The following is a 21,595-nucleotide window of genomic DNA, read 5'->3' as shown; positions in this document are numbered from 1 at the left end:
TTACAGGGAGGCGTTATAATATGAAAATTTTACTGGTGCTTGGTTGTATAATGATGGTTTTAGCCGTAGCTCTGGGAGCTTTCGGAGCACATGCTTTGAAAAAAAGACTTTCCGCAGATATGATGAGCATATTCCAGACAGGTATCCAATATCATATTGCTCACGGCTTGGGCTTGGTTCTGCTCGGAGCCGTTGCAGGAAATCTGGTCCATTCGTCTCTGATTGTTACCGCAGGCTGGGTAATGCTAGCAGGCATTCTCCTGTTCTCCGGCAGTTTGTATGCCCTTAGCTTATCCGGCGTGAAGAAGCTCGGAGCGATTACCCCGATTGGCGGGGTGGCTTTTTTAGCAAGCTGGGTACTTGTGATTGTGGCGGTAGTGCAGGGTTAAACAAAGCTAAAGAAAAGAGACTTGGAAAAGTAGACGCTTCCAAATCTCCTGAGCAATTCCCGAATACGAAAGAATTATATTACTTTGTGTGTACTTCTTGCTCCTTCTGAGCCGCTAAGCGATGGCCCTCGATGTAACGTTTGGATTCAGCCATCTGGTGCTCCTGCGCGGCTTCCATAATGATGTGAACCCCAGGCTTGTACTGCTCCAGTAGCTCCATGTATAGACCATAGTTCATGTCACCAAAGCCCGGCGGTACGGTCTCGATCTCACCTATCGATGACAAACGCCGGTCTTTGGCATGCGCCGCGATAATCCGGGGTCCCAGCAGTTGAAACGCTTCGCGGATGACTTCATCCTGTCTTGCCAGATTTTCCGTTTTCAGCAGATTGCCCGGATCTATCACTACGCCGATCTGGGATGACGGTACTTCCTCCAGCAAGGTAGCCAGCTCTACCGCCGTTCCGACCAAATGATCGTTAGCGGCCTCCAAACCGACGAACACGCCCCATTTTCCCGCCTCGTCCGCTAATTCGCGCACAACTTCTTTTACAACCTTCCAGTCTCGTTCTGTATATGGGCTTCCATCCTCATTACGTCCGACTTCGGCAGCCACCATCGGTGCCCCTAACAGGCTTGCGTATCGGATCAGCTCTTTAAAGCGCTCTACATTTTCACGTAGAAGTTCCTCATCCTTTTCAAAAAAATGCAAATAGCAGCCAAGCACCGATATGGATACTCCATGCTGACGGAATGCCTCCGCGATAGACAGTGCCAATCCCGGACTGAACTTTCCCGGTTTGTTAAAGTCTACATCACTGATCGCTCTCCACGGAGCCAGTTGAACATGAGTAAAGCCCGCTGCGCCTACCTTTGCAGCCAACTCGCGATAAGGCAACTTGCCAAATAAATGCGCCAATACGCCTACAGTCACTTCAAATCACCTCTTCTTTTTAATGTTGCTTTCTGCTTGTCACAGCACTTCGTTCCAAGGTCTCATTAATGATTTGCGTAATCCTATCCACCTCGTCATGAATAAAAAAGTGCCCTCCATCAAAGGTGAAAATTCGAAAATTCTGATCCGTATGCTGCCTCCACGCCTCCGCATCCTGCAAGGTCATTGTGTTATCGGTCAGCCCTGTCAAGGCTGTGACCGAACAATTCAAAGGTACGGCTGGGGCCGTGTACTCATACGTCTCAACGGCTTTGAAGTCCGCTCTTAGCACCGGGATAAAATAGTCGTACAATTCGCGATTGTCAAAAATGGCCTCCGAAAGCTGACCATACCGCTGCAAATGCGTTCTGAACTGCTCTGCGGGAAGATCATGGGCCCACGGGAAATCTCTCGGGACATGCGGTGCCCGTCCACCAGATACGAACAGATGAGTAGGTTTCCCATAACCGCCAGCCACCAGCTTGTAATACAGCTCGAATGCGATCATCGTTCCCATACTGTGACCATAAATGGCATAAGGATCGCCGGGGGCTATTTCTTGACTGATCTTGAGCAATAAATCCTCGCTCATTTCCTCAATGCTGTCCTTTAATGGTTCTCCGGAACGAATACCTCTTCCCGCCAGCTCCAGCGGAACAAGCTTAATCTGCGGAAGCAGCAGCTTTTTCCATTTGAAGCTGACCGATGCCGATCCGCCCGCATATGGAATGAAAAACAATGTGATGGGTGCCATCCTTGCAACCTCCTGCCATGCTGAGTCCTTACTCTTTCATTTTAGCATAAAAAGGTATATTTACCCATTTCAAATATTTTGCAAATTCAAGAAACAAGGTCGGGGAAATCTAGCATCTTTTGCATTAGGCAGGAAACCGATTCTTTTGGGAAGAACAGCTTCATATTTGAATATAATAATGTGTTTGGCCTTATTTCTTAAAATTCGAGAGGAGTTCTGCGCCATGAAGTACGGTTTCTTCGATGATGCTAACCAAGAATATGTCATCCACACCCCTCAAACCCCATATCCCTGGATCAATTATTTAGGCAACGAACGATTTTTTGGACTGATCTCCAATACAGCTGGCGGCTATGCATTTTACCGGGATGCGCGCTTACGTCGCTTAACACGATACCGATACAACAATATTCCTGTCGATAACGGTGGTCGCTATTTTTATATTCATGATGACGGGGATTACTGGACACCAGGCTGGATGCCGGTCAAACGGGAGCTGGATCTGTATGAGTGCCGACATGGGCTTGGCTATACTTCAATTATGGGTGAACGTAACGGTATCCGGGCGACGCAGTTGGCTTTTGTACCGCTGTCCTTTGATGGAGAAGTACATCAGGTCAAGCTTCAGAACACCTCTGCACAGACTAAAAAGATCAAGCTCTTTTCTTTCGTGGAATTTTGTCTGTGGAACGCCTATGACGATATGACCAATTTTCAACGCAACCTGAACACGGGCGAGGTCGAAATACAGGACTCCGTCATCTATCACAAAACGGAATATCGTGAGCGCCGCAACCACTATGCTTTCTTCTCTGTCAATCGTCCAATGGCAGGATTCGATACAGACCGTGAAGCTTTTCTGGGACTATACAACGGGCTGGACCAGCCGCAAACCGTCACCGCCGGGCAAGCCTCTAACTCTATTGCCAGCGGGTGGTCGCCTGTAGGATCGCATTGCATCGAAATCACGCTGGAGCCAGGTGAAGAAACGAGTCTTAACTTTATACTTGGTTATGTGGAAAATCCGGAGGATGAAAAATGGGAATCTCCTGGCGTGATTAACAAAAAGCAGGCTCATGCCATGATTGCTCAATTCGCGGATGAAGCCGATGTTGAACGAGCCTTGAGTGAGCTGCGGGCCTATTGGAACAACCTGCTCTCTAAATACACCATTCAGAGCCACGACGACAAGCTGAACCGGATGGTGAATATATGGAACCCGTATCAATGTATGGTTACGTTCAATATGTCGCGTTCCGCTTCGTATTTCGAATCCGGCATCGGGCGTGGTATGGGCTTCCGGGATTCGAATCAGGATTTGCTCGGCTTCGTCCACCAGATACCGGAGCGGGCGCGGGAACGGATTATCGATATCGCCTCCACTCAATTTGATAACGGCGGGGCTTATCATCAGTACCAGCCTTTAACCAAAAAAGGAAACCACGAGGTCGGTAGCGGCTTCAACGATGATCCGCTGTGGCTAATTGTTGGCACCGCTGCGTATATCAAAGAAACGGGAGACTTTTCCATATTGGACGAACAGGTGCCATTCGATGGGAATGAAGAGCATACCGCTACCCTGTTTGAGCATTTGAAGCGATCCTTTTATCATGTAGTTAATAATCTCGGCCCGCATGGTCTCCCACTGATTGGCCGGGCAGACTGGAACGACTGCTTGAACCTGAATTGTTTTTCTACTACACCGGATGAGTCCTATCAGACCACGCAAAATTTGGAGGGTCGCATAGCGGAATCGGTATTCATCGCCGGACTATTCGTGTATACAGGGCCAGATTTTATTGAGCTGTGCAAGCGTAGAGGATTAGATGACGAAGCAGCCACGGCCCAGGCCCATGTGGATCGGATGCGGACCGCCACGTTGGAGCATGGCTTTGATGGGGATTGGTTTCTGCGAGCCTACGACCACTATGGGAATAAAGTCGGTAGCAAGGATTGTGAGGAAGGCCAAATTTTCATTGAGCCTCAGGGTTTTTGCGTGATGGCCGGAATCGGCGTTGAGGAAGGTCAGGCTCAAAAAGCGCTCGACTCTACACGGGATCGACTGGAGACTCCCTATGGCATTGTGCTGCAAAATCCGCCTTATTCGCGCTATTACATCAATCTGGGTGAAATATCCTCCTATCCTCCAGGGTACAAGGAAAATGCGGGCATCTTCTGTCACAATAACCCGTGGATTATGATGGCAGAGGCCGTGATTGGCCGTGGAGATCGCGCTTTTGAGCTGTATAGCAAAATTGCTCCTGCCTACCTGGAGGACATCAGCGAGATCCACCGCACTGAGCCGTATGTATATGCGCAAATGATTGCGGGCAAGGATGCCGTTCGTGAAGGCGAAGCGAAAAATTCCTGGCTGACCGGCACAGCGGCGTGGAACTTTGTAGCCATTACCCAGTCTATTCTTGGCATTCAGCCGGAATGGGATGGTCTGCGTATTGATCCGTGCATTCCTGCCGCCTGGGACGAATTTACAATCACTCGCGTCTTCCGTGGCGATACCTACGTGATCCAAATCACGAATCCACAGCATATATCCAAAGGTATAGCTACAGTCACGATAGATGGAACTGTCCTCACGGACAATGTTCTGCCGGTTGCAGGAGATGGTGCTATCCATCAGGTTAAAGTGCTACTGGGCTGACAAGTACATTGACCCCTAAATCGACCCCTAAAAAATTAGCTTCAACTTCATCACATAGTATCTTATAATACGAGAATGGCTAAAGATATATTAAGTGTGGTGACATCATGACCAAGACAAAACGGCTTACACAAACCATGGATTACAAAATGAAGCAAGCCCGCTGGGTACGCAAAATGTTATTACTGTACTGGATGATTATTGCCGTACATTTTATCACCCAGTTGGGCTGCTATTTGTTTCTTGATTACCACGCTTCTCCTTATGAATTTTACATTGAAACCCTTATTGTTCCGACGCTGATCATGAGCGGCTCCAACTTGCTTGCAGAAATAGCTCATTTTAAATGTAATAGGTATTCTTTCGCGATTCTGTTTATAGCGAGCACGGTCATTTGCTGGACGATCATTCGACTAAACTACGATATCCGAATTATTACGGCGTTGTGTTTGTTGCCTATTTTCTCATCCATCCTGTTTTTCAATCGTCGCTTGATATGGCTTTCCTTTGTATTACAAGTGGTTGTGTTTTTTTTGTTGCTGGCAGTAGATAGATCATTCCGCACCTATTTGTCGAGCTTTGATATCGTGGCCATTCCGACATTTTTGATTATGTCTACCTTTATCGCTCTTATTATTCAGGCAAGCGGCCGCGATTTGTTAGTGGATTTGTACAAAACACAGCGCGCCCAACAGGAGTTGATGATCAGCAACGCGATTATAAGCAAAATGTCGATGACCGACGGGTTAACCAAGCTGTACAATCATTTGTCTTTTCAGAACTTCTATGAAAAAGCACTCGAATATGCCGAACAAGGCGCCATTATTCATCTCGCGTTAGTGGATATTGACAATTTCAAGAAAATTAATGATAATTATGGGCACCAGTTCGGAGATAAAATTTTGGAGGGCATTTCGCAAATCATCACAGAGCAGATTACAGCAAATGATATTGCGGCCCGCTATGGTGGTGAGGAATTTGCCATCCTGATGTTCGAGCATACCTTTGAAGAAGCTTATCAAATCGCCGAAAACATCCGGCACGAAGTGGAAAAGATGACTTTTTACGAAAAAAAGCAAAACATTTCCGTAACCGTAAGCATTGGTCTGAAAAGCTATACAGAAGAAATGAACAAAGATGCGTTCTTTCAGGAAGCGGACGACTATCTATATCAAGCCAAGCGTTCTGGTAAGAATAAGATAGTTTCGCTCAATCATATTGCCTAATTCGACAGAGAATACTCACAGGATGACTTCTCCGGCACTCACTTGCCGGGGATTTTTTCAAAAAAACAAGCCATTTGACAAGAATATAAGCTGAAACTATAATACTTACAAGTAATAACGTAATTTACTTACATAAAATAAGTTGAAGGAGATGTTTTCTTATGTCAACACTTGTTATTGTAGCCCACCCTAATCTTGCGGAGTCCCGCGTTAACAAAAGATGGGTCCAGGAGCTCAAAAAGCAATCGGGTGTAACCGTTCATAACCTGTATGAAGTATACCCGGATGAGAAAATCAATGTAGCTCAAGAGCAGGAACTGCTGGAGCAGCATGACCGTATCGTACTGCAATTTCCTTTTTACTGGTATAGCACCCCTTCCCTGCTGAAAAAATGGCAAGATGCGGTTCTGACTTACGGTTGGGCTTATGGAAGCGAAGGTGGCAAATTGGAGGGCAAAGAGTTACTGATTGCTCTGTCTGCCGCTAGTGTAGAGGAAAATTATCAACATGACGGACGGAACAGATACACAATCGAAGAACTGCTGAGACCCCTCGAAGCTACAAGCCACTTGGTTGGTGTCAAATTGCTCCCTTATTTCGTGCAATATGGCACTGGGGTTCTGACCGATGAGGAGCTTGAGCAATCCGCGCAAAGATACGTGCAAACCGTTACTTCTTAATTCTATTGGAAAATGCCCCTTGGTTGGAGCTACCACCTGCTGTGACGCAGAACGTGGCAGTCTATCGACCAGGGGGCTTTTTTTTGAGTTTAATTTTCAAATCAGGAATTATAACGAACTGCGTTCTGATTGCACGGAAACGACTTTCCCCCTGCTATTCAGCACGAAGCCTAATGCATAGACGACAGCCCCCAAGCCGTAAGCGGCGGCAAAGCCCCCCATATGCTCGATCATCCAGCCTGACAGCGCCGGACCCAGCATCTGCCCTACTGCATAAAATACAGAGATAAACCCGATGGCAGAGGGAACATATTTGGACGGAACCTGCTGTGAAGCTTTAACCTGGATCAAGGTGACTAGCCCTCCGATGCTCGAACCCCAAATGATGGATGAAATCGCAAAGCCCCACACGTTGTCCATAACAATGGGAACGAGATCCCCAAGCACAGCAAAAATCCACGCCAGCATAAATGTTCGTTGCACCCCTGCCTTGTCCGAGATACTTCCCCATACAGGGCCGCCTATAATGCTGAATACCCCTGCAAACGCATAAATCAGCCCTGTCGTGCTGCTTGAAATACCTGCCTCCAGCATATAGCTGCTTTGATACAGATTAGGTATTAGATAGGCCATGCCAATCAGAAAATATAAAACAGCAATGCGGGTAAGCTCCTTATTTTTCAGCCACTGGGGCTTATCCTCCTCGCTTACCGTTTGACGGGCAGATGCCGGATTTTTCAGAACAAATAGTGACAACACAAGCACCACCAACGAAATAATCCCGAAGCACAACCATACAGCGCGCCAGCCGTCATGGGGAAATACCCGTATGATCACAGGGATCAGAAAACCACTTAATAACATGCCGATACCGGCGCCACTCAACAGTATACCTAACACCTTCCCCCGCTGCTGCGGAAACCAGCCGATCATCAGGGACATCAGTGGAGTAAATACAAGTGAGCTGCCAGCCCCAATAACGAACATGAACAATTCGATAGCCCAAAATGAAGGCGACCATGCCAATCCGAGCATACTGACCACTACAGCCGCACTGCCCGTTATAAGCACCAATTTAGCTCCCCAGCGTACAGCCAGCACACCTGACAAGCCTACCGTGAGCAAATAACCCAGAAACATGATCGTTCCCAGTAACCCTGTCTGTGATATCGTCAGATGCAGCCCCTTCTGCATATACGGAAGCACAGCACCATAACCCATACGGGCCAAGCCTGTGGTTGTAATGACCAGTAAAGTTCCGCACAGGACGAGTGTCCAGAAATGTTTTGGGTTAGGTGCTTTTTGTACATGTGGTACGGAATTCATACCCTAGTTCCCCCTTCTTATGAATGAATAACAGGTACAGTAACCTTGTCATTCATCCTACACGGGGGTTCGGTTCTGATCTACCAGCTAACGGAATTCGTTGCTGGTTTGCGGGAATGGGTTATTTAGCTGAATAAGCGATTTCGGACGAGCGTACCCGGGTTGCAGCCGTATTTTTTTCGGAATGCCTCTGCAAAGTAGCTTGGATTGGAATAACCCACCGCACAAGAAACTTCCGTCACACTATTTCCTCCGACTTGCAGCAAATGAAGTGCCTGATCCAGCCGTTGTTCACGCAGATCTCCAAAGACGGTTGTTCCGTACATTTCCTTGTAGCCCATTTTCAATTTGTAGTCATTCATGCCGATCATACGTGAAAGCTGCAAGAGAGACGGCGGCTCCGCCATGTGCTCCAGCATAATTTGACGCGCCCTCTTAATTTTGGCGATTTCGTCCCGGTTCAAGGAGACAGATGGATCATGCCCATCCTCGAAAAAGGTGCGTAAAGCGAGCATCCACAAATCCAATACGGCACATTCCATTTCAATATTGCGTATCGAACCGGATTGGATGCCCTGCATCAACTGAGTCAACTTGAAGACGGCAACTGGATTCATGCGAGCCTGAAAAGCGCGAAACGAATGAGGTCCGAGTAAATCCGCAAAATCTACACTCCTTCTTCCGTCCGCCTCTTCCATAAAATAATGAAACGTCGATACCGGAATCCCGATGCCCAGCATCGTAAATTGCTCATTCGCCGTAAATTCAAAGCGAGCTTCACCCGGCTTCAGGAGCTGTAACGAAAAATGCCCCGGCACAATTTCATGTCGTACTCCCGACGCCTGAACCTCCCGTCCGCCGCGAAAACAGCAAGTAAGCTCCACCATAGGCACAGTAGCCACAAAATCAATCGTTCGGCTTTGATGAAAGGTATAGTCTGAAACCACAAGCTCCATATCCAGGCGCGGGGAGCAACGGCGAATAGTGCCCTTCCCCACGGTTTGTATAAGTTCCATCGGAGCTTTATAACCTGTAACGTCAGCGTTCAGCTCCAGTTTTTCAAGAAACAGATTAAAATTATGATGAAAAGTAGCTTCCTGCATAGCGTTTCACTCCAGTATTGTTCATTGATAATTATTCTCATCATACCGGATTGTTGGTGGTTTGACAAAGAACCTCCTACCGCTAGAAAATAGCAGCGATGGAGGTTCCCGTCGATCTGTTAAAATATGAAGATTTACAAAGTAACCAGTGTGCTGGACACCTGAACCATGCTTTCTTTAATGATGTTGCAGCCTTCACGCAGGTTTTCCAAGCTGATCGTTAGCGCAGGCATAATTTTAATCACCGTATCGTTACGTCCAGCCCGCTCAATGATGAGGCCCTTACTAAAGCAGAGAGTAGCAACCTCCTTGGCGAACGCTTCTCCCAGGTGGGATACATCAATTCCCCAGATCAGACCCAAGCCGCGAATTTCAATGAGAGGATCGATGGTTTGAATATGTTCACGCAAAAATTGCTGGACAAACGCCTCTTTTTCCTTCACCTGTGCTTCCAGCCCTACCGTATCCCTGAACTCCAGCGCTGCCTTTGCAGCGACAAAAGCAAGCTGATTTCCACGGAAGGTGCCATTGTGCTCACCAGGACTCCAAATATCCAATTCCGGCTTGATCAGCAACAGGGACATCGGCAAACCATAGCCACTGATTGACTTGGACAAAACAACCATATCAGGAACGATACCCGCCCGCTCAAACGAGAAGAACGAACCAACCCGACCGCAGCCAACCTGTATATCGTCAATAATCAGCAAAATATCATGATCATCGCACAGCTGCCGCAAATCACGCAGCCATTCGGTATCCGCGATGTTAATACCGCCCTCAGCCTGTACCGTTTCCAGAATGATGGCCGCTGGCTTTTCCACCCCGGAATGGGTATCCGTTAAAAGCTGCTCCATATATAAAATGGTATCCAAGCCGTTAAACGTACTGTTATAAGGGATGAAGGTGACGTTATTCAAGGGTACACCGGCGCTCTCTCGCATGGAGTTGTTACTGGTAACAGACAAACCACCTAGCGACATGCCGTGAAACGCGCCCATAAAAGCAAAAATTCCATTTCTTTTCTTCACCTTGCGCGCAAGCTTCAATGCCGCCTCCACCGCATTAGTACCAGTCGGACCGCAAAATTGCAGCTTATAATTCAAGCCCTTGGGCTGGAGAATATGCTCGGAGAAAGATTCAATAAACTCCTGTTTGGCCGTCGTAAACATATCCAAACCATGCATAATCCGGTCTGAGGTTAAATAATCCAAAAGCCGGTTTTTCATGAAATCATTATTGTGCCCGTAGTTCAAAGCCCCTGCTCCGGCAAAAAAGTCGATATATCCCTCTCCTGCCTCTGTGTACAGCACATCGTTCTTCGCTTTGTTGAAAATAACCGGAAAACTTCTGCAATAGGATCTTACATTGGACTCCAGTGCTTCAAATGTGTTCATAATCTCTCGTCCTCCCGCTGACCTGATTTGAAAAAATACAAGCATGGAAAGCAAAAAAAGTGTAAATATGTAATCTAAAATGAGAAGACAGACTGAATCGCAAAGGGGTAGCCACACCAAAGAATCATGAGTACGATCACGGGAACGAATAGAGTACAGATAAATAAATGCAGAGTAGCCTATTGAGAGTAAATTAAACTCCATAAGATTAAGTGGTGGGGTTTTCTAAGGGGTCTCTATCAGTAGATGTCACTCCTATGTAATAAAATACCATAATTATTTTTGAAGTCAATGCATGCTTCTGATGTGTTTTGTTAAATTTTTGTAATCGAGGGTCTAAGGCTTAAGGGATTTTGTTAATTTTCCACGAAAAATGTCGGAATAGAGCTAAAAATATCAAAAATAGTATATTTCCATATCAAAAAGATATGAATTCGTTCTGTTAGGCTATGGGTTTGACCCGGTCCCCCTGATCTTTTGACAGACTGTCCAAAGGGGGTTACTCTATCAGAAAGAACGTTGAAAATTTAAAAATAGATAAGGAAACATCAATATGTCTAATGTTTTAATTATTGAAGATGACAATATGCTGGGAGATACCCTTTCCTTGTATTTAACAGGAGAAGACTACAACGTTACTCGAGTGGAACAAGCGTCTGAGGGCATTACCCAGCTTGAGATCGTACAGCCTGATATTATTTTGCTGGACCTGTTGCTTCCGGATTTGGATGGCGTGAATCCCTGCCCACTGATACGCAAGCATACGGATGTGCCCATCATCGTGATTTCTACAGAAAACAACATATCAGAGCGCATTCGTACACTTACGTTGGGAGCAGATGATTATATTTGCAAGCCTTTTAGTATGCAAGAGCTAAAAGCACGGATGGAGGCTCTTTTCCGTCGTATTGAAATCACGCGCTTGCAAGGAAGAGGCACAGCACCTGAACCTGAAACGGGCATTACTTTGGATCTAGCGAGAAGAATGATTACCGTTAACGGACAGAATGTGGAGACAACATATTCAGAATTTGAGCTCATGAAGCTTTTTTATTTGAATCGGGGAATTGTATTCAGCAGATATGCCTTGATTCAGGCTCTCCGTGGCACAGACTCCTTTATTAATGAGAGGGCTGTGGACGTACATATTAACCATTTACGCAGAAAAATCGAAAAAGACCCTAAGAAACCGCAATTGATCAAGACCATTTGGGGAATCGGCTACAAATTTCTGCAATAACACGGTCAGCTCCAGGGAAGTGATGACTTGATTTGGTTAATATCCTTCTGAACCGTGCTCAGATGCTTTTTCCAGTCTGGATATAGTTCTCCTGTTGAGGTTTCATTGCTGCGCTTCAATGCCTTTTCCAGCTCTATCACCTTTGTCAGCAACTCAGGCGCGCACAGGTTCCCCGTTCCTCCCTTAAGCGAGTGGATTAATCGAAGAGCAGAAGATAACTGCCCATTGTCCATTTTTCTCACAACTCTTTTATCGAGATGCTGGTATTCCTGTATCCATTTGTAAAGGGCAAATTGAAAGATATACACCTTGCCATCCATAGCGGCTATCGACTGCTCAGCGTGAATACCATGTAATTCTTGCAGCCACGCTAAATTGATCCAGCTAGCTAACACTCTAGCAGCGGTCAGTTCATGGACAGGCTTGAGCAGCACGGCATTAATACCGGCACGAAGAAAAAAATCCTGTTCATGCTGCACAGCATCAGCGGTAAAAGCGATAATGGGAAGCCTGTTAAAAGCTTTGTTTCTTCGAATATGTCTGGCCGTTTCAAAACCATCCATCTCCGGCATATGCAGATCAAGCAGCACCATATCCCAGTGACGCAGCTCCAGTAACTCTATTAGTTCTTTTCCGTTCGTGACCATCGTCACCTCAAAGTTCCGCTCTGTCAAAAACTCGGTAATCACCACCTGGTTAATCTCGTTGTCCTCTGCTATGAGGATTTGATACTTCTGTGTTATGTCCGACACCTCATTACGAGAAATCATCGTCACATGAGCCTCCAGAATAATATCATCTGCTGACACTGACTGTTCCTTCTTCCAGCGGAGAACCTCCAGCAGAGCGTTCCGGGTAACGGGCTTGGACAAAAAGGCATCCACCCCATGATCCATGTCCCCAGTAGCTATTGCTTCCATCTGAAATACGGTTGTAAGTCCAATGACCTGAGTTATCTGCCTATCCAGCATTTGAAGCCATTTCCTCCGGGGGGCCAGTTCTCTAAAGCCTTCCATCCCCATATCAATCATAATAAAATCAAAATGCTCACCCTTTTGAAGAGCATCCACACTTTCTTGAAAGGATGAAATAGTGAATGTTTTTAGCCCCAAATCTTGCAGTAGTTCGTTCAAACTGTATCTCACCAGTTCATGCTGCGCAACAATCAAGGCTTTGCCAGCTATTTGTTTTTCTATTCGTGTGCTTCCCGCATTCAATTCCCTAGTATCCAGCTCGACATTAAAGTAAAATTGACTGTACTCTCCTAATCGGCTTTTCACCTCTACATTCCCGCCCATAGCTTCAGCCAAATGCTTGCTAATGGCCAACCCCAGCCCAGAGCCCCCATATCTGCGGCTGGTTGATGTACTCGCCTGGGTAAAAGGAATGAATAGCTTGTCCATACACGTCTCGGAAATTCCTATGCCCGTATCTTCTACCATAAAAGAAACGCCTACCCGTCCGTCCTGCCGGCTTAGCATTTTTACCTGTAACAATACATGTCCCTGATCCGTGAACTTGATGGCGTTGGTCAGAAGATTTAAAAGCACCTGCTCCATGCGAAGCGGGTCTCCCTTGAACCTTTTTGGTAATGCCGGATCCGTTATAAATACGACCTCTATTTCCTTATGTTCCAGCAAAGTTCCAACGGTATCTGCGAGATGCCGAAGCATTTTTTCCGACTCGAATTCTACCTTTTCCAGTTCCAGACTGCCGGCTTCCATTTTGGAAAAATCCAATACGTTACTGAGCATGGATGAAAGGGTACGCGAGGAGGAGAGAAGCTTGTGGAGGTAATCTCTTTGAACGGCAGTCAGTTCAGTCTTATTCAACAGCTTTGACAGACCGATGATTCCATTCAGCGGGGTGCGAATTTCGTGACTCATATGAGCCAAAAAAACGCTTTTCGCATGGTTAGCCTCGTCCATTTCCTTTCTCTTCTGCTCAGAGGCTTTATACTCCGTAATATCCAACACGTGACCGATAACATGCCTGGTATTCCCGTCCTCCCTAACCGGATGTAAGGTAATGAGAGCCGAATATTCCCAAAACTCCAATTCAAATACGGTCCGATCACCGAACCAGGCCTGTTTGTAGTATTGACTAAGCTGCTCCATCGTTTCAGAGGAAAGCTCCAAAATGTCCCCGAGACGCTTCACATGCTCCCTTTTATTGTGGTTGACTTGCAGATTCAGACCCACGCGCTCCAGCAATTCACCTTCAAGCAGCATATAATAAAATTCATCGCCACTTTTCTCCAGCCTAAAGGTAAAACCAGGTTGAACCCGAAGTAAATTCAGCAGATCACGATCTTTGTCTAACAAACGTTGTCCATATAAATACTTAGCGGTGGTTAAAGCGTGCACAAACAGAGTCATGAACATTAGACCCATCCCCAGCTCCAGCATGCAGGTCAGCAGTGTTTTATCACTTATGCCAAAATATAAGAACAGAATTCCTGCCACTCCATAAAAAACACCTGTAATCGCCTGACGAACAAGCTGCCGCTGAAAAATCAAAACTAACAATAATATCAAGATAACATATTGCACTAATTCTCGAACCAAGTGTCCGCCCCCCCTTATAATCTTCTATGTTTTGTGAGATATATCCAAAATATAAAAAAACTCAGGACAGATTCCTTATGCCTTAAGGCTTAAAGAACTGTCCCGAGCATTCATTGTACTATAGATCCCATAGGGTTCAAGCTCGTTTTAATATTTGAAACGACTGATCATCACCTTTAAATCAGCAGCCATCGTTGAAAGTAACTGTGCAGAAGCTGATATTTCCTCCATGGAAGCCAGCTGCTCTTGTGAGGAGGCGGCAACTTCCTCAGATGTGGCGGCATTACCGGTTGCAATCGTCGCCAGCTCGTTGGCTGTCGCCGCAATCTCTTGTACACTGGCTGATATTTGCTGTGCAATCGCAGCGACCTCCTCTACCTGAGGCGTTGTCTCTCGAATGCCTTCCATCGCATGACCCAGCTTGACAATGGTTGCTTTGGAAATCTGCAGTCCATCCTGCACCTCAGTCGTAACCCTGTCCATCGTCTTCACTGTTGTTTTCGTTTCATGCTGAATTTCGGCAATCAAGGTGGCAATCTGTGTGGCGGATGTCTGAGACTGCTCTGCCAGCTTGCGCACCTCATCAGCAACGACGGCAAAGCCTTTTCCATGATCACCCGCTCTGGCTGCCTCAATAGCTGCATTCAAGGCCAGCAGGTTTGTCTGATTGGAGATATCGCCGATGACCTTCGTAATTTCACCGATTTCATGAGAGCGGGCTTGCAAGGTTTGAATCATCTGGTTGGAACGCTCTACTGATTGATGAATGGAATTCATTTGCTCGCCTGTCTGCTCCACAGACTTTCGTCCTTCCTCGGCTTGCAAGGCAGATCGTCTGGCCAAATCGGCTACCAAAATCGAGCGTTCAGCGATTTGGGTGATCCCTTGTGCAATTTCATCCAGTGCCACAGAATTATTTTCCAGCCCTGTAGTCTGCTTCTCAGCACCGCTGGCAATTTCTTGCACAGCCTGGGACACCTGCTCACTTGCAGCACTGGTTTGTTCCGCGCTTATTGTCAGTTCATTCGAAGAAATCGCGACATGCTCTGCACTGTTCCCTACGTTCTGAATAACAGATCGCAAGTTATCCTGCATATTTTGAAAAGCCACTCCTAATTCTCCGATCTCGTCCTCGCTCTTTACTTGTATGTCCTGTGTCAGATCCCCGGCGCTCACATGTACCGCTTGTTCTTTTAACTTTAAAATCGGTTTGATGATGGAACGGATCAGGAAATAAACGATGATAATACCAGTCACAAGACAACCAACGATGGTTAGTAAAGTGCTGATCAAAATCGGTCGTGCTGCTTCATCGACTTCAGACAAATACAGCGTTCCACCTATCTTCCAGCCAGTCAGCTTGTTAGTCGCATAGTTCATATATTTAGGCTGGCCTTCATACTCATACTCGTATGCACCAGTATCGCTCTGAAACATGCGTGATTCAATATCTGCAATTTTGGTGCCTGGTTCCTTCGTCGGATGAACAATGTAAGTATGGTTGCTGTCCAGCAATATGGCATAACCCCCATGACCTACTTTAATATTGTGCAACGTCTTTTTAATACCACTAATTTTCAGGTCAATGCCAATAACACCCGACCCATCTGACGTTGTCCTGGACACCGTAACCGTCATTTGCTTCGAGCTTGCCGAAAGATAGGGAGAACTAATCACTGTCTTTGCTTGTTCCTTTATCGCTTCATCGTACCAAGGTCTGACTCGTGGATCATAATTATCCGGTAATTGCTTCTGTGGATAGGTTGTAAATTTACCGTCCTTCGTACCATAATAGATGGATTCTGCATCAGGATGGAGTGTAACATATTGCTTGAAAAACTCTTCCAGTTTGGCCGCTTGTTCCTCCGTCTCTACCCGATTTCCTTTTAGTGTTTCCGCAAAATATTCTGCGTCATGTACTTTGGGTTCAATAGTACTATCAATAATAAAATTAGTGCGGATGATCGCCTGCTCGGCGCTTTCTTCAATCTGGTTTCGAATCTGCTGACTGGCGCTCTCAAACGACAAAGCCCCCACGATCATGGACGGTAAAATCAGAAATGCAATAAAGGCGACTATGAGCTTCGTTTTAAAATTCTTGCTGAAAATCCTTGCGACTAGCCACTTTTTTTCCGAAAACTTCTTCATTCATGAACATCTCCATTTCATCACTTGGAATTCCTAACCTATGGTGAACCTCTTTGTCTTGCCTATGATGACAATCACCCGACAGACTCTCTTTCACGTTTTTCACATCTGCCGCTAAAACGCTTGTACATAAAAAGATATAAACACGCTAATTAAATAGGTATATGTACTTATTTTTGAATACAGAAAGGCTGATAGGAACCGATTCTTTGATATAATATACCTAAAAAATATTAAGAAAAATGCGTAGCACATGTTAAGAAAATATTAGTTTCATCTCACTATACCTACCTATTAACATGAAAATAATCCCCTTGAAGGTAGCAAACATAGGGTCTTTTTCGAAAATCACCATATGCTTGCTACTCCCAAGGGGATTAGGGTTGCTTGCTTTATTCAATTTAATCCAACAACGCCTTCAGATCGTCAAGCCTGGTAACAGGTGCCTGACAGGCAAAATGCTCACACACATATACGGCTGGTTTGCCATCCACAAGTTCGTAATCACGGATATAAGGAACCGTATCTGCCATCTCCGACTGTCCTTCTTCCTTCAAAATAACGACCGTATTCGGCCGAAATCCAGCTCGAACCGCCTGAATGAACTGTACGGTCTGCGGATCATCCCTATGTCCTACAATCACAATCTCTTTTGTCGTTCCTGTTGCATACAGCAGCGAGCTGAGCAACGCCGAATAGCCTGACGGGTAATGAGCAACCATACCGCCAAAAGCCTTAAACTGCTTGGCTGCATAGCTCTCCAATCGAGATTCACCCGTTAGTCGTGCAAGCCGCACAAAATTATAGGCCGCGATGCTGTTACCCGACGGAATGGCTCCGTCATAGATTTCTTTAGGCTTGGCAATTAGCTGCTCACTATCTGACCCGTAAAAGAATAATCCGTCCCGTTCCTCATCCCAGAATAAGTCGATCATATTCTGATTGAGCGTCAGTGCCCGCTGCAGATATTGTACATCGAAGGTCGCCTGATATAGCTCGATCAAGCCCCAGACATAAAATGCATAATCATCTACATAGCCGGGATAAGCTGCCTCGCCGTCCCGATAACGTGCCAACAGCCGTCCGTTCTCCTGTCTCAAATGGTTCCACAAAAACGTCTCAGCCTTCTGAGCTTGCTCTGTATATCTTGTGTCTCCAAAAGCTTGTCCCGCCTTCGCCAGAGCAGCAATCATCAACCCGTTCCACGAGGTCAAAATCTTGTCATCCTTGTGAGGATGAACCCGCTGCTCTCTGGCAGCAAACAGCTTGGCGCGTAGCTCGCTAACCCGCTGCTCCAGTTCCTGCTCAGTCAAGTCATGCTTGATCCCGAAGGCTTCCAGGTTGATATCAATCAGGTTTGGAATGTTGTGGCCTTCAAAATTTCCGTAAGATGTAATCCCATACAAATCGTTGAAAAATGCGGCATCCTCATCGCCTAGTACAGCCCTTATCTCGGAGTCGTCCCAGACGTAGAATCTCCCCTCTTCTCCTTCGGAATCCGCATCCTCCGCCGAATAAAAGGCACCACCTGCATCCGTCATGTCCCTTGTTATATATGTAAAGATTTGTTCTGTAATCCGTCGGTACAGTTCCTTGCCTGTCACCTGCCAAGCCTCTGTATACGCAATGGCCAACAGAGCATTGTCATACAGCATTTTTTCAAAATGCGGCACCAACCACTTCTCGTCCACAGAGTACCGTGAGAATCCCATGCCTACATGGTCGTAGATTCCGCCCCGGGACATCGCATCCAGCGTCTTCTCTGCCATTTCCAGTGCCTGTTGATTCCCCGTATGCTGTGCATATCGCAGCAAAAAAGACAGGTTATGCGGAGAAGGAAACTTAGGAGCTTCCCCGAAGCCGCCATATTCCTTATCGAAGGTGTGGCTGTATTCATGGAAAGCTTTATTCAGGCTCTCTTCATCCAGTTCACCGCGATAACCTGCAAGCAAGTCCTGCCGCTCATGCTCAGTAAGCACCTGCTCACTCAGCTCCACCAGCTCTTCGGGCTGTTCTTTCCACCGGGTACCCACTTTGTCCAGCAGCTCCAACAGTCCGACACGTCCAAACTTCTGCTCCTTGGGCAAATACGTACCCGCAAAAAAAGGCTTCTGATCCGGGGTCATCAATATCGTCAGCGGCCAGCCCCCATGCCCGGTCATCGTCTGACAGATGGACATATAGATATGATCCACATCCGGCCGTTCTTCACGATCCACCTTAATGGATACGTAATCCCGGTTTAATACCTCAGCTACTTCTTCATCCTCGAAAGATTCTCTCCCCATTACATGGCACCAATGGCAAGTGGAATAGCCGACAGATAGGAAAATAGGCTTGTTATCACGCTTAGCAATTTCAAAAGCCTCATCTGACCAAGGGAACCAGTTTACTGGATTGTGAGCATGCTGTAGCAAATACGGTGATTTTTCCTGGGCAAGTCTATTCGGTTTGCTGCTCGTTGTCATGGGACATCACCACTTCCGTAGTTAGATTTTATGCTTGGTACTATTTTACCCTAAATGGGTGGTAAAAGTCGGAAGGGATGAAAAAAGATAATATCAGATTAGAATTAATACATTGTTAAAAAGTATCAAGTACATCAGGTAGTACACCATTATCCATCCCCCTCACCGACTCATCCAGCACGATCAACTTGGGTTTTAACGCAATCGCCTTGGTGACATTGACCGTTGAGGCTGGCTGCCGCTAAACTGAGGACTCTCAACCTAATTTATCAATAATTAGAATTTATATTAAACATATCCAGAGCTTTCAGTAAGGCGTATTCACTTGTTCTGGCCCCTTCTTTTGAAAAATGCGCATCCGGAAACGCGGGAGACATATGATGGTACCCGGGATAGACATGTAATTCCACTAAGACACCATCAAAGGCCAGTTGTTTTGCAAAAAATAAGGCTTCATCAATGAATAAATCAACGGTACCTATATTTATATAAGTCGGTGGTAACCCGGCCAATGACTTAGCACGGGCCGGCACATAATACTCACTTACCTCCTCCTGACCCGGTTCATCCCCCAATACAGATTTCCAGCTAAAATAATTACTTTGTTTTGTCCAAATAAACTCTCCTGCGTATGGATGCTCTGGTGCGGTACTTGTGCGATCATCTAGCATTGGCCTCATTAATCTTAGATGATGGATTTCGAATTCCTTCTGATCACGAATGTACAAGGCTAGGCCAGCCGCCAAACCGCCGCCAGCGCTGCTGCCCCCAACGGCAACTTTCTGAGTATCTATTCCTAACTCTTCTGCATGTTCAATACACCATTTTAGGCCCGAATAACAATCCTGTAACTGACTTGGCTGTACATGCTCTGGTGCTAGGCGATAGTACACAGATACACAACAAAAACCATGTTGTGCAGCAAGAGATGCATTAGCAGGACGATCCACGACTGGACTTCCTAAGACCATTCCGCCTCCGTGTATCGAATAATATAGAGGCATCTTATGATGCTTGGATTGTTTGGGCTTAATGATTTCTATTTGAATATCTGGACCACTAAAATAACTTGGCACAACCTTTTTTTCTAATGTAATAGGGAACATCTGCGTTACATCTATTTGTTGCATCATTTGAGATTGATTTTTACGTGCTTCCATTAGTGTAGATTCGGTAAGATCGGTTGTTGGTATTAAATCAACTGCACTTATAATTTCTGGATCAATTAGATGTCTACTTCTACTTTTTTGCTCTCCCATAGTAATCGTTTCCTCACTTTCTTGTTTTAATGACAATGAATCAATACATATTTCCTTCATTTATTCAGATACGGCCCCGATCCAAATCCGTTGTTGCTGTCGTTAATATCCATATATTAAAGATTAAAATAAACTTTATAAATGAAAACAACGATTTAGAATCATTTTTGACATAAAAACAATAATGTAAAAAATGAAGTACAACCTTTGGAATAGAAAATGAAATGCTATAAAAATATTTGGGAATCTGGATGTGGGAGGTAATACGAAGAACTGGAAACGATAAACTACCGATTGGGTGAACGTTGGCTGTATCTATCGGCGGTGGGATCAAATCTTTTGCTAAACAAAAAGACGTGACCGGATTGGTTTTTCACCGCGTTCATCCGGTCACGCCCTAAGCTCATCACGTTATGTCCATCTACTTTTTATGTGAATACACAATTTTCTTAATGGTTTCGGTAGAGAGGAAAAACTCCTTAGCTAATTGCTCGATACTGCTGCTATTTTGAAAAGCATTTCTGATTGCGGCATTTCGCTGTTCAAGCAACCTTCTCCCGCCACTCAAACTGCCCCAATTCATATATTCCGTTTTTGGCTTAGGAATATACAGAGTCTCTCCTTGAACATATTTTTGAATTTCCGTAATTAGTTTTTGAGGTAAAACTTCTGTAGCATTCGTATATCTCAATTTTGCTCGCCCCTTATTTTGATTCTTTAAAATAAGGTGCAAAGCCAAAAATATTAAAAAAGCTTGTTCAGCGTTAAAAATTGTTTCGCCCCATACAAAGTAACGCTTTCCTAATAATTGGCTTTGCATGAGTGTAAGAAGTCACAGACAATCCCAATAGATTCTCCATCAGTAGGCACCCCCTTTTACTTCGCAAGTATAGCATAACTTCTGCTCACCTGGGACCAGCTAAATGATATCAGTACAATCAAACCATTAAAATTGAGTTGATATATAACTGATCTTCATTCGTTTATGAGGTGTTGCCGGGACTTTTGTTTGCCCGACTCTTGTTATTCGCAAGCCGATGTTTTATATTGACATAATAGTAGGTCAAAAATAAAAGAGGTGAACGGACGAGATGTCTCCACGTACGAAGGAACAAAACGAAGAGATCCGGCTGCGGCGTCTGGCGCAAATTCGGAAAGCCGCTGCCGATGTGTTTTTGAATAAAGGACCTTTACTGGAAATCCGCGATGTGGCCGTGCAGGCGGGACTCGGCTATGGCACGGTATACCATTATTACAGCAATAAGGGCAATTTGCTCCACGATCTGCTATGGGACGCATTGGAGCGGGCCGGGAGATGGCTGGAGGCCCCGCGCGCTTCGGCTTCGGGGGAGGCGCCGGCGGGCGGGCATTTCGGCTTGGCTGCTGCGGCGGACACCGGGAATTCGGTTGCCGCGGATTCCCAAAGCGGAAGCCGCGAAACGGCC

The 21,595-nt window shown here is 45.8% G+C and carries 16 protein-coding genes and 1 pseudogene; 6 read left to right on the top strand and 11 right to left on the bottom strand.

Annotation, left to right across the window (positions count from 1 at the left end):
* Nucleotides 1-20 precede the first annotated feature (20 nt).
* Nucleotides 21-389 (top strand): DUF423 domain-containing protein, encoded by a 369-nt coding sequence (locus L696_RS0101635; RefSeq protein WP_025682096.1) that lies wholly within the window; start codon nucleotides 21-23, stop codon nucleotides 387-389.
* Between the two features lie 79 nt (nucleotides 390-468).
* Here the strand turns inward: L696_RS0101635 and L696_RS0101630 are convergent, their stop codons facing one another.
* Both L696_RS0101630 and L696_RS0101625 read right to left on the bottom strand, forming a co-directional pair.
* The gene (locus tag L696_RS0101630) at nucleotides 469-1,323 is read right to left on the bottom strand and encodes a sugar phosphate isomerase/epimerase family protein (RefSeq protein ID WP_025682095.1); all 855 of its coding nucleotides are present in this window, start codon (nucleotides 1,321-1,323) and stop codon (nucleotides 469-471) included.
* A 19-nt stretch (nucleotides 1,324-1,342) separates the two neighbouring features.
* Nucleotides 1,343-2,077, bottom strand: coding sequence for a thioesterase II family protein (locus tag L696_RS0101625; RefSeq protein ID WP_025682094.1), 735 nt, complete (start codon nucleotides 2,075-2,077; stop codon nucleotides 1,343-1,345).
* A 223-nt stretch (nucleotides 2,078-2,300) separates the two neighbouring features.
* Here L696_RS0101625 and L696_RS0101620 point away from each other — a divergent pair, with 223 nt between their 5' ends.
* The 3 genes from L696_RS0101620 to L696_RS0101610 all read left to right on the top strand — a co-directional run bounded on the left by L696_RS0101620 (nucleotide 2,301) and on the right by L696_RS0101610 (nucleotide 6,642).
* A complete protein-coding gene (locus L696_RS0101620; protein ID WP_025682093.1) occupies nucleotides 2,301-4,736 on the top strand; it encodes a glycoside hydrolase family 94 protein in 2,436 nt (811 codons plus the stop codon).
* A 107-nt stretch (nucleotides 4,737-4,843) separates the two neighbouring features.
* Entirely contained in the window at nucleotides 4,844-5,962 is a 1,119-nt protein-coding gene (locus tag L696_RS0101615) for a GGDEF domain-containing protein (protein ID WP_025682092.1), read from the top strand.
* 161 nt (nucleotides 5,963-6,123) lie between these two features.
* A complete protein-coding gene (locus tag L696_RS0101610; protein WP_025682091.1) occupies nucleotides 6,124-6,642 on the top strand; it encodes an NAD(P)H-dependent oxidoreductase in 519 nt (172 codons plus the stop codon).
* Nucleotides 6,643-6,750: 108 nt separating this feature from the next.
* Here L696_RS0101610 and L696_RS0101605 read toward each other — a convergent pair whose 3' ends face one another.
* The 3 genes from L696_RS0101605 to ectB all read right to left on the bottom strand — a co-directional run bounded on the left by L696_RS0101605 (nucleotide 6,751) and on the right by ectB (nucleotide 10,468).
* Nucleotides 6,751-7,968, bottom strand: a complete 1,218-nt coding sequence (locus tag L696_RS0101605; RefSeq protein WP_025682090.1) for an MFS transporter — start codon at nucleotides 7,966-7,968, stop codon at nucleotides 6,751-6,753.
* Between the two features lie 125 nt (nucleotides 7,969-8,093).
* Nucleotides 8,094-9,071 carry a helix-turn-helix transcriptional regulator gene (locus L696_RS0101600; RefSeq protein ID WP_025682089.1) on the bottom strand — a complete coding sequence of 326 codons (978 nt, stop codon included), beginning with the start codon at nucleotides 9,069-9,071 and terminating at the stop codon, nucleotides 8,094-8,096.
* A gap of 134 nt (nucleotides 9,072-9,205) precedes the next feature.
* Nucleotides 9,206-10,468, bottom strand: coding sequence for a diaminobutyrate--2-oxoglutarate transaminase (gene ectB / locus L696_RS0101595; protein WP_025682088.1), 1,263 nt, complete (start codon nucleotides 10,466-10,468; stop codon nucleotides 9,206-9,208).
* A 553-nt stretch (nucleotides 10,469-11,021) separates the two neighbouring features.
* Here ectB and L696_RS0101590 point away from each other — a divergent pair.
* Nucleotides 11,022-11,708, top strand: coding sequence for a response regulator transcription factor (locus L696_RS0101590; RefSeq protein ID WP_025682087.1), 687 nt, complete (start codon nucleotides 11,022-11,024; stop codon nucleotides 11,706-11,708).
* Nucleotides 11,709-11,713: 5 nt separating this feature from the next.
* Here the strand turns inward: L696_RS0101590 and L696_RS0101585 are convergent, their stop codons facing one another.
* From L696_RS0101585 to L696_RS0101560, 6 genes and pseudogenes are all read right to left on the bottom strand, one after another.
* Entirely contained in the window at nucleotides 11,714-14,275 is a 2,562-nt protein-coding gene (locus L696_RS0101585) for a hybrid sensor histidine kinase/response regulator (protein WP_025682086.1), read from the bottom strand.
* A gap of 147 nt (nucleotides 14,276-14,422) precedes the next feature.
* Nucleotides 14,423-16,423, bottom strand: coding sequence for a methyl-accepting chemotaxis protein (locus tag L696_RS0101580; protein WP_025682085.1), 2,001 nt, complete (start codon nucleotides 16,421-16,423; stop codon nucleotides 14,423-14,425).
* Between the two features lie 401 nt (nucleotides 16,424-16,824).
* Nucleotides 16,825-18,891, bottom strand: coding sequence for a thioredoxin domain-containing protein (locus L696_RS0101570; RefSeq protein WP_025682084.1), 2,067 nt, complete (start codon nucleotides 18,889-18,891; stop codon nucleotides 16,825-16,827).
* 151 nt (nucleotides 18,892-19,042) lie between these two features.
* Nucleotides 19,043-19,140: pseudogene (locus L696_RS32580) on the bottom strand (nickel import ATP-binding protein NikE); the annotation flags it as partial.
* Between the two features lie 20 nt (nucleotides 19,141-19,160).
* Nucleotides 19,161-20,150, bottom strand: a complete 990-nt coding sequence (locus tag L696_RS0101565) for an alpha/beta hydrolase fold domain-containing protein (protein WP_025682083.1) — start codon at nucleotides 20,148-20,150, stop codon at nucleotides 19,161-19,163.
* 421 nt (nucleotides 20,151-20,571) lie between these two features.
* Complete coding sequence (locus tag L696_RS0101560; protein WP_025682082.1) at nucleotides 20,572-20,841, bottom strand: CD3324 family protein; 270 nt, start codon at nucleotides 20,839-20,841, stop codon at nucleotides 20,572-20,574.
* Nucleotides 20,842-21,241: 400 nt separating this feature from the next.
* Between L696_RS0101560 and L696_RS0101555 the strand changes: the two genes are divergently transcribed.
* Nucleotides 21,242-21,595, top strand: a 354-nt coding sequence (locus tag L696_RS0101555; RefSeq protein ID WP_025682157.1) for a TetR/AcrR family transcriptional regulator, incomplete at its 3' end; no start/stop codon positions are given.

It is taken from the genome of Paenibacillus maysiensis (assembly GCF_000520815.1).
GTDB classification, from domain to species: Bacteria; Bacillota; Bacilli; order Paenibacillales; family Paenibacillaceae; genus Paenibacillus; species Paenibacillus maysiensis.
This window is presented reverse-complemented; position numbering and strand designations above follow the sequence as displayed.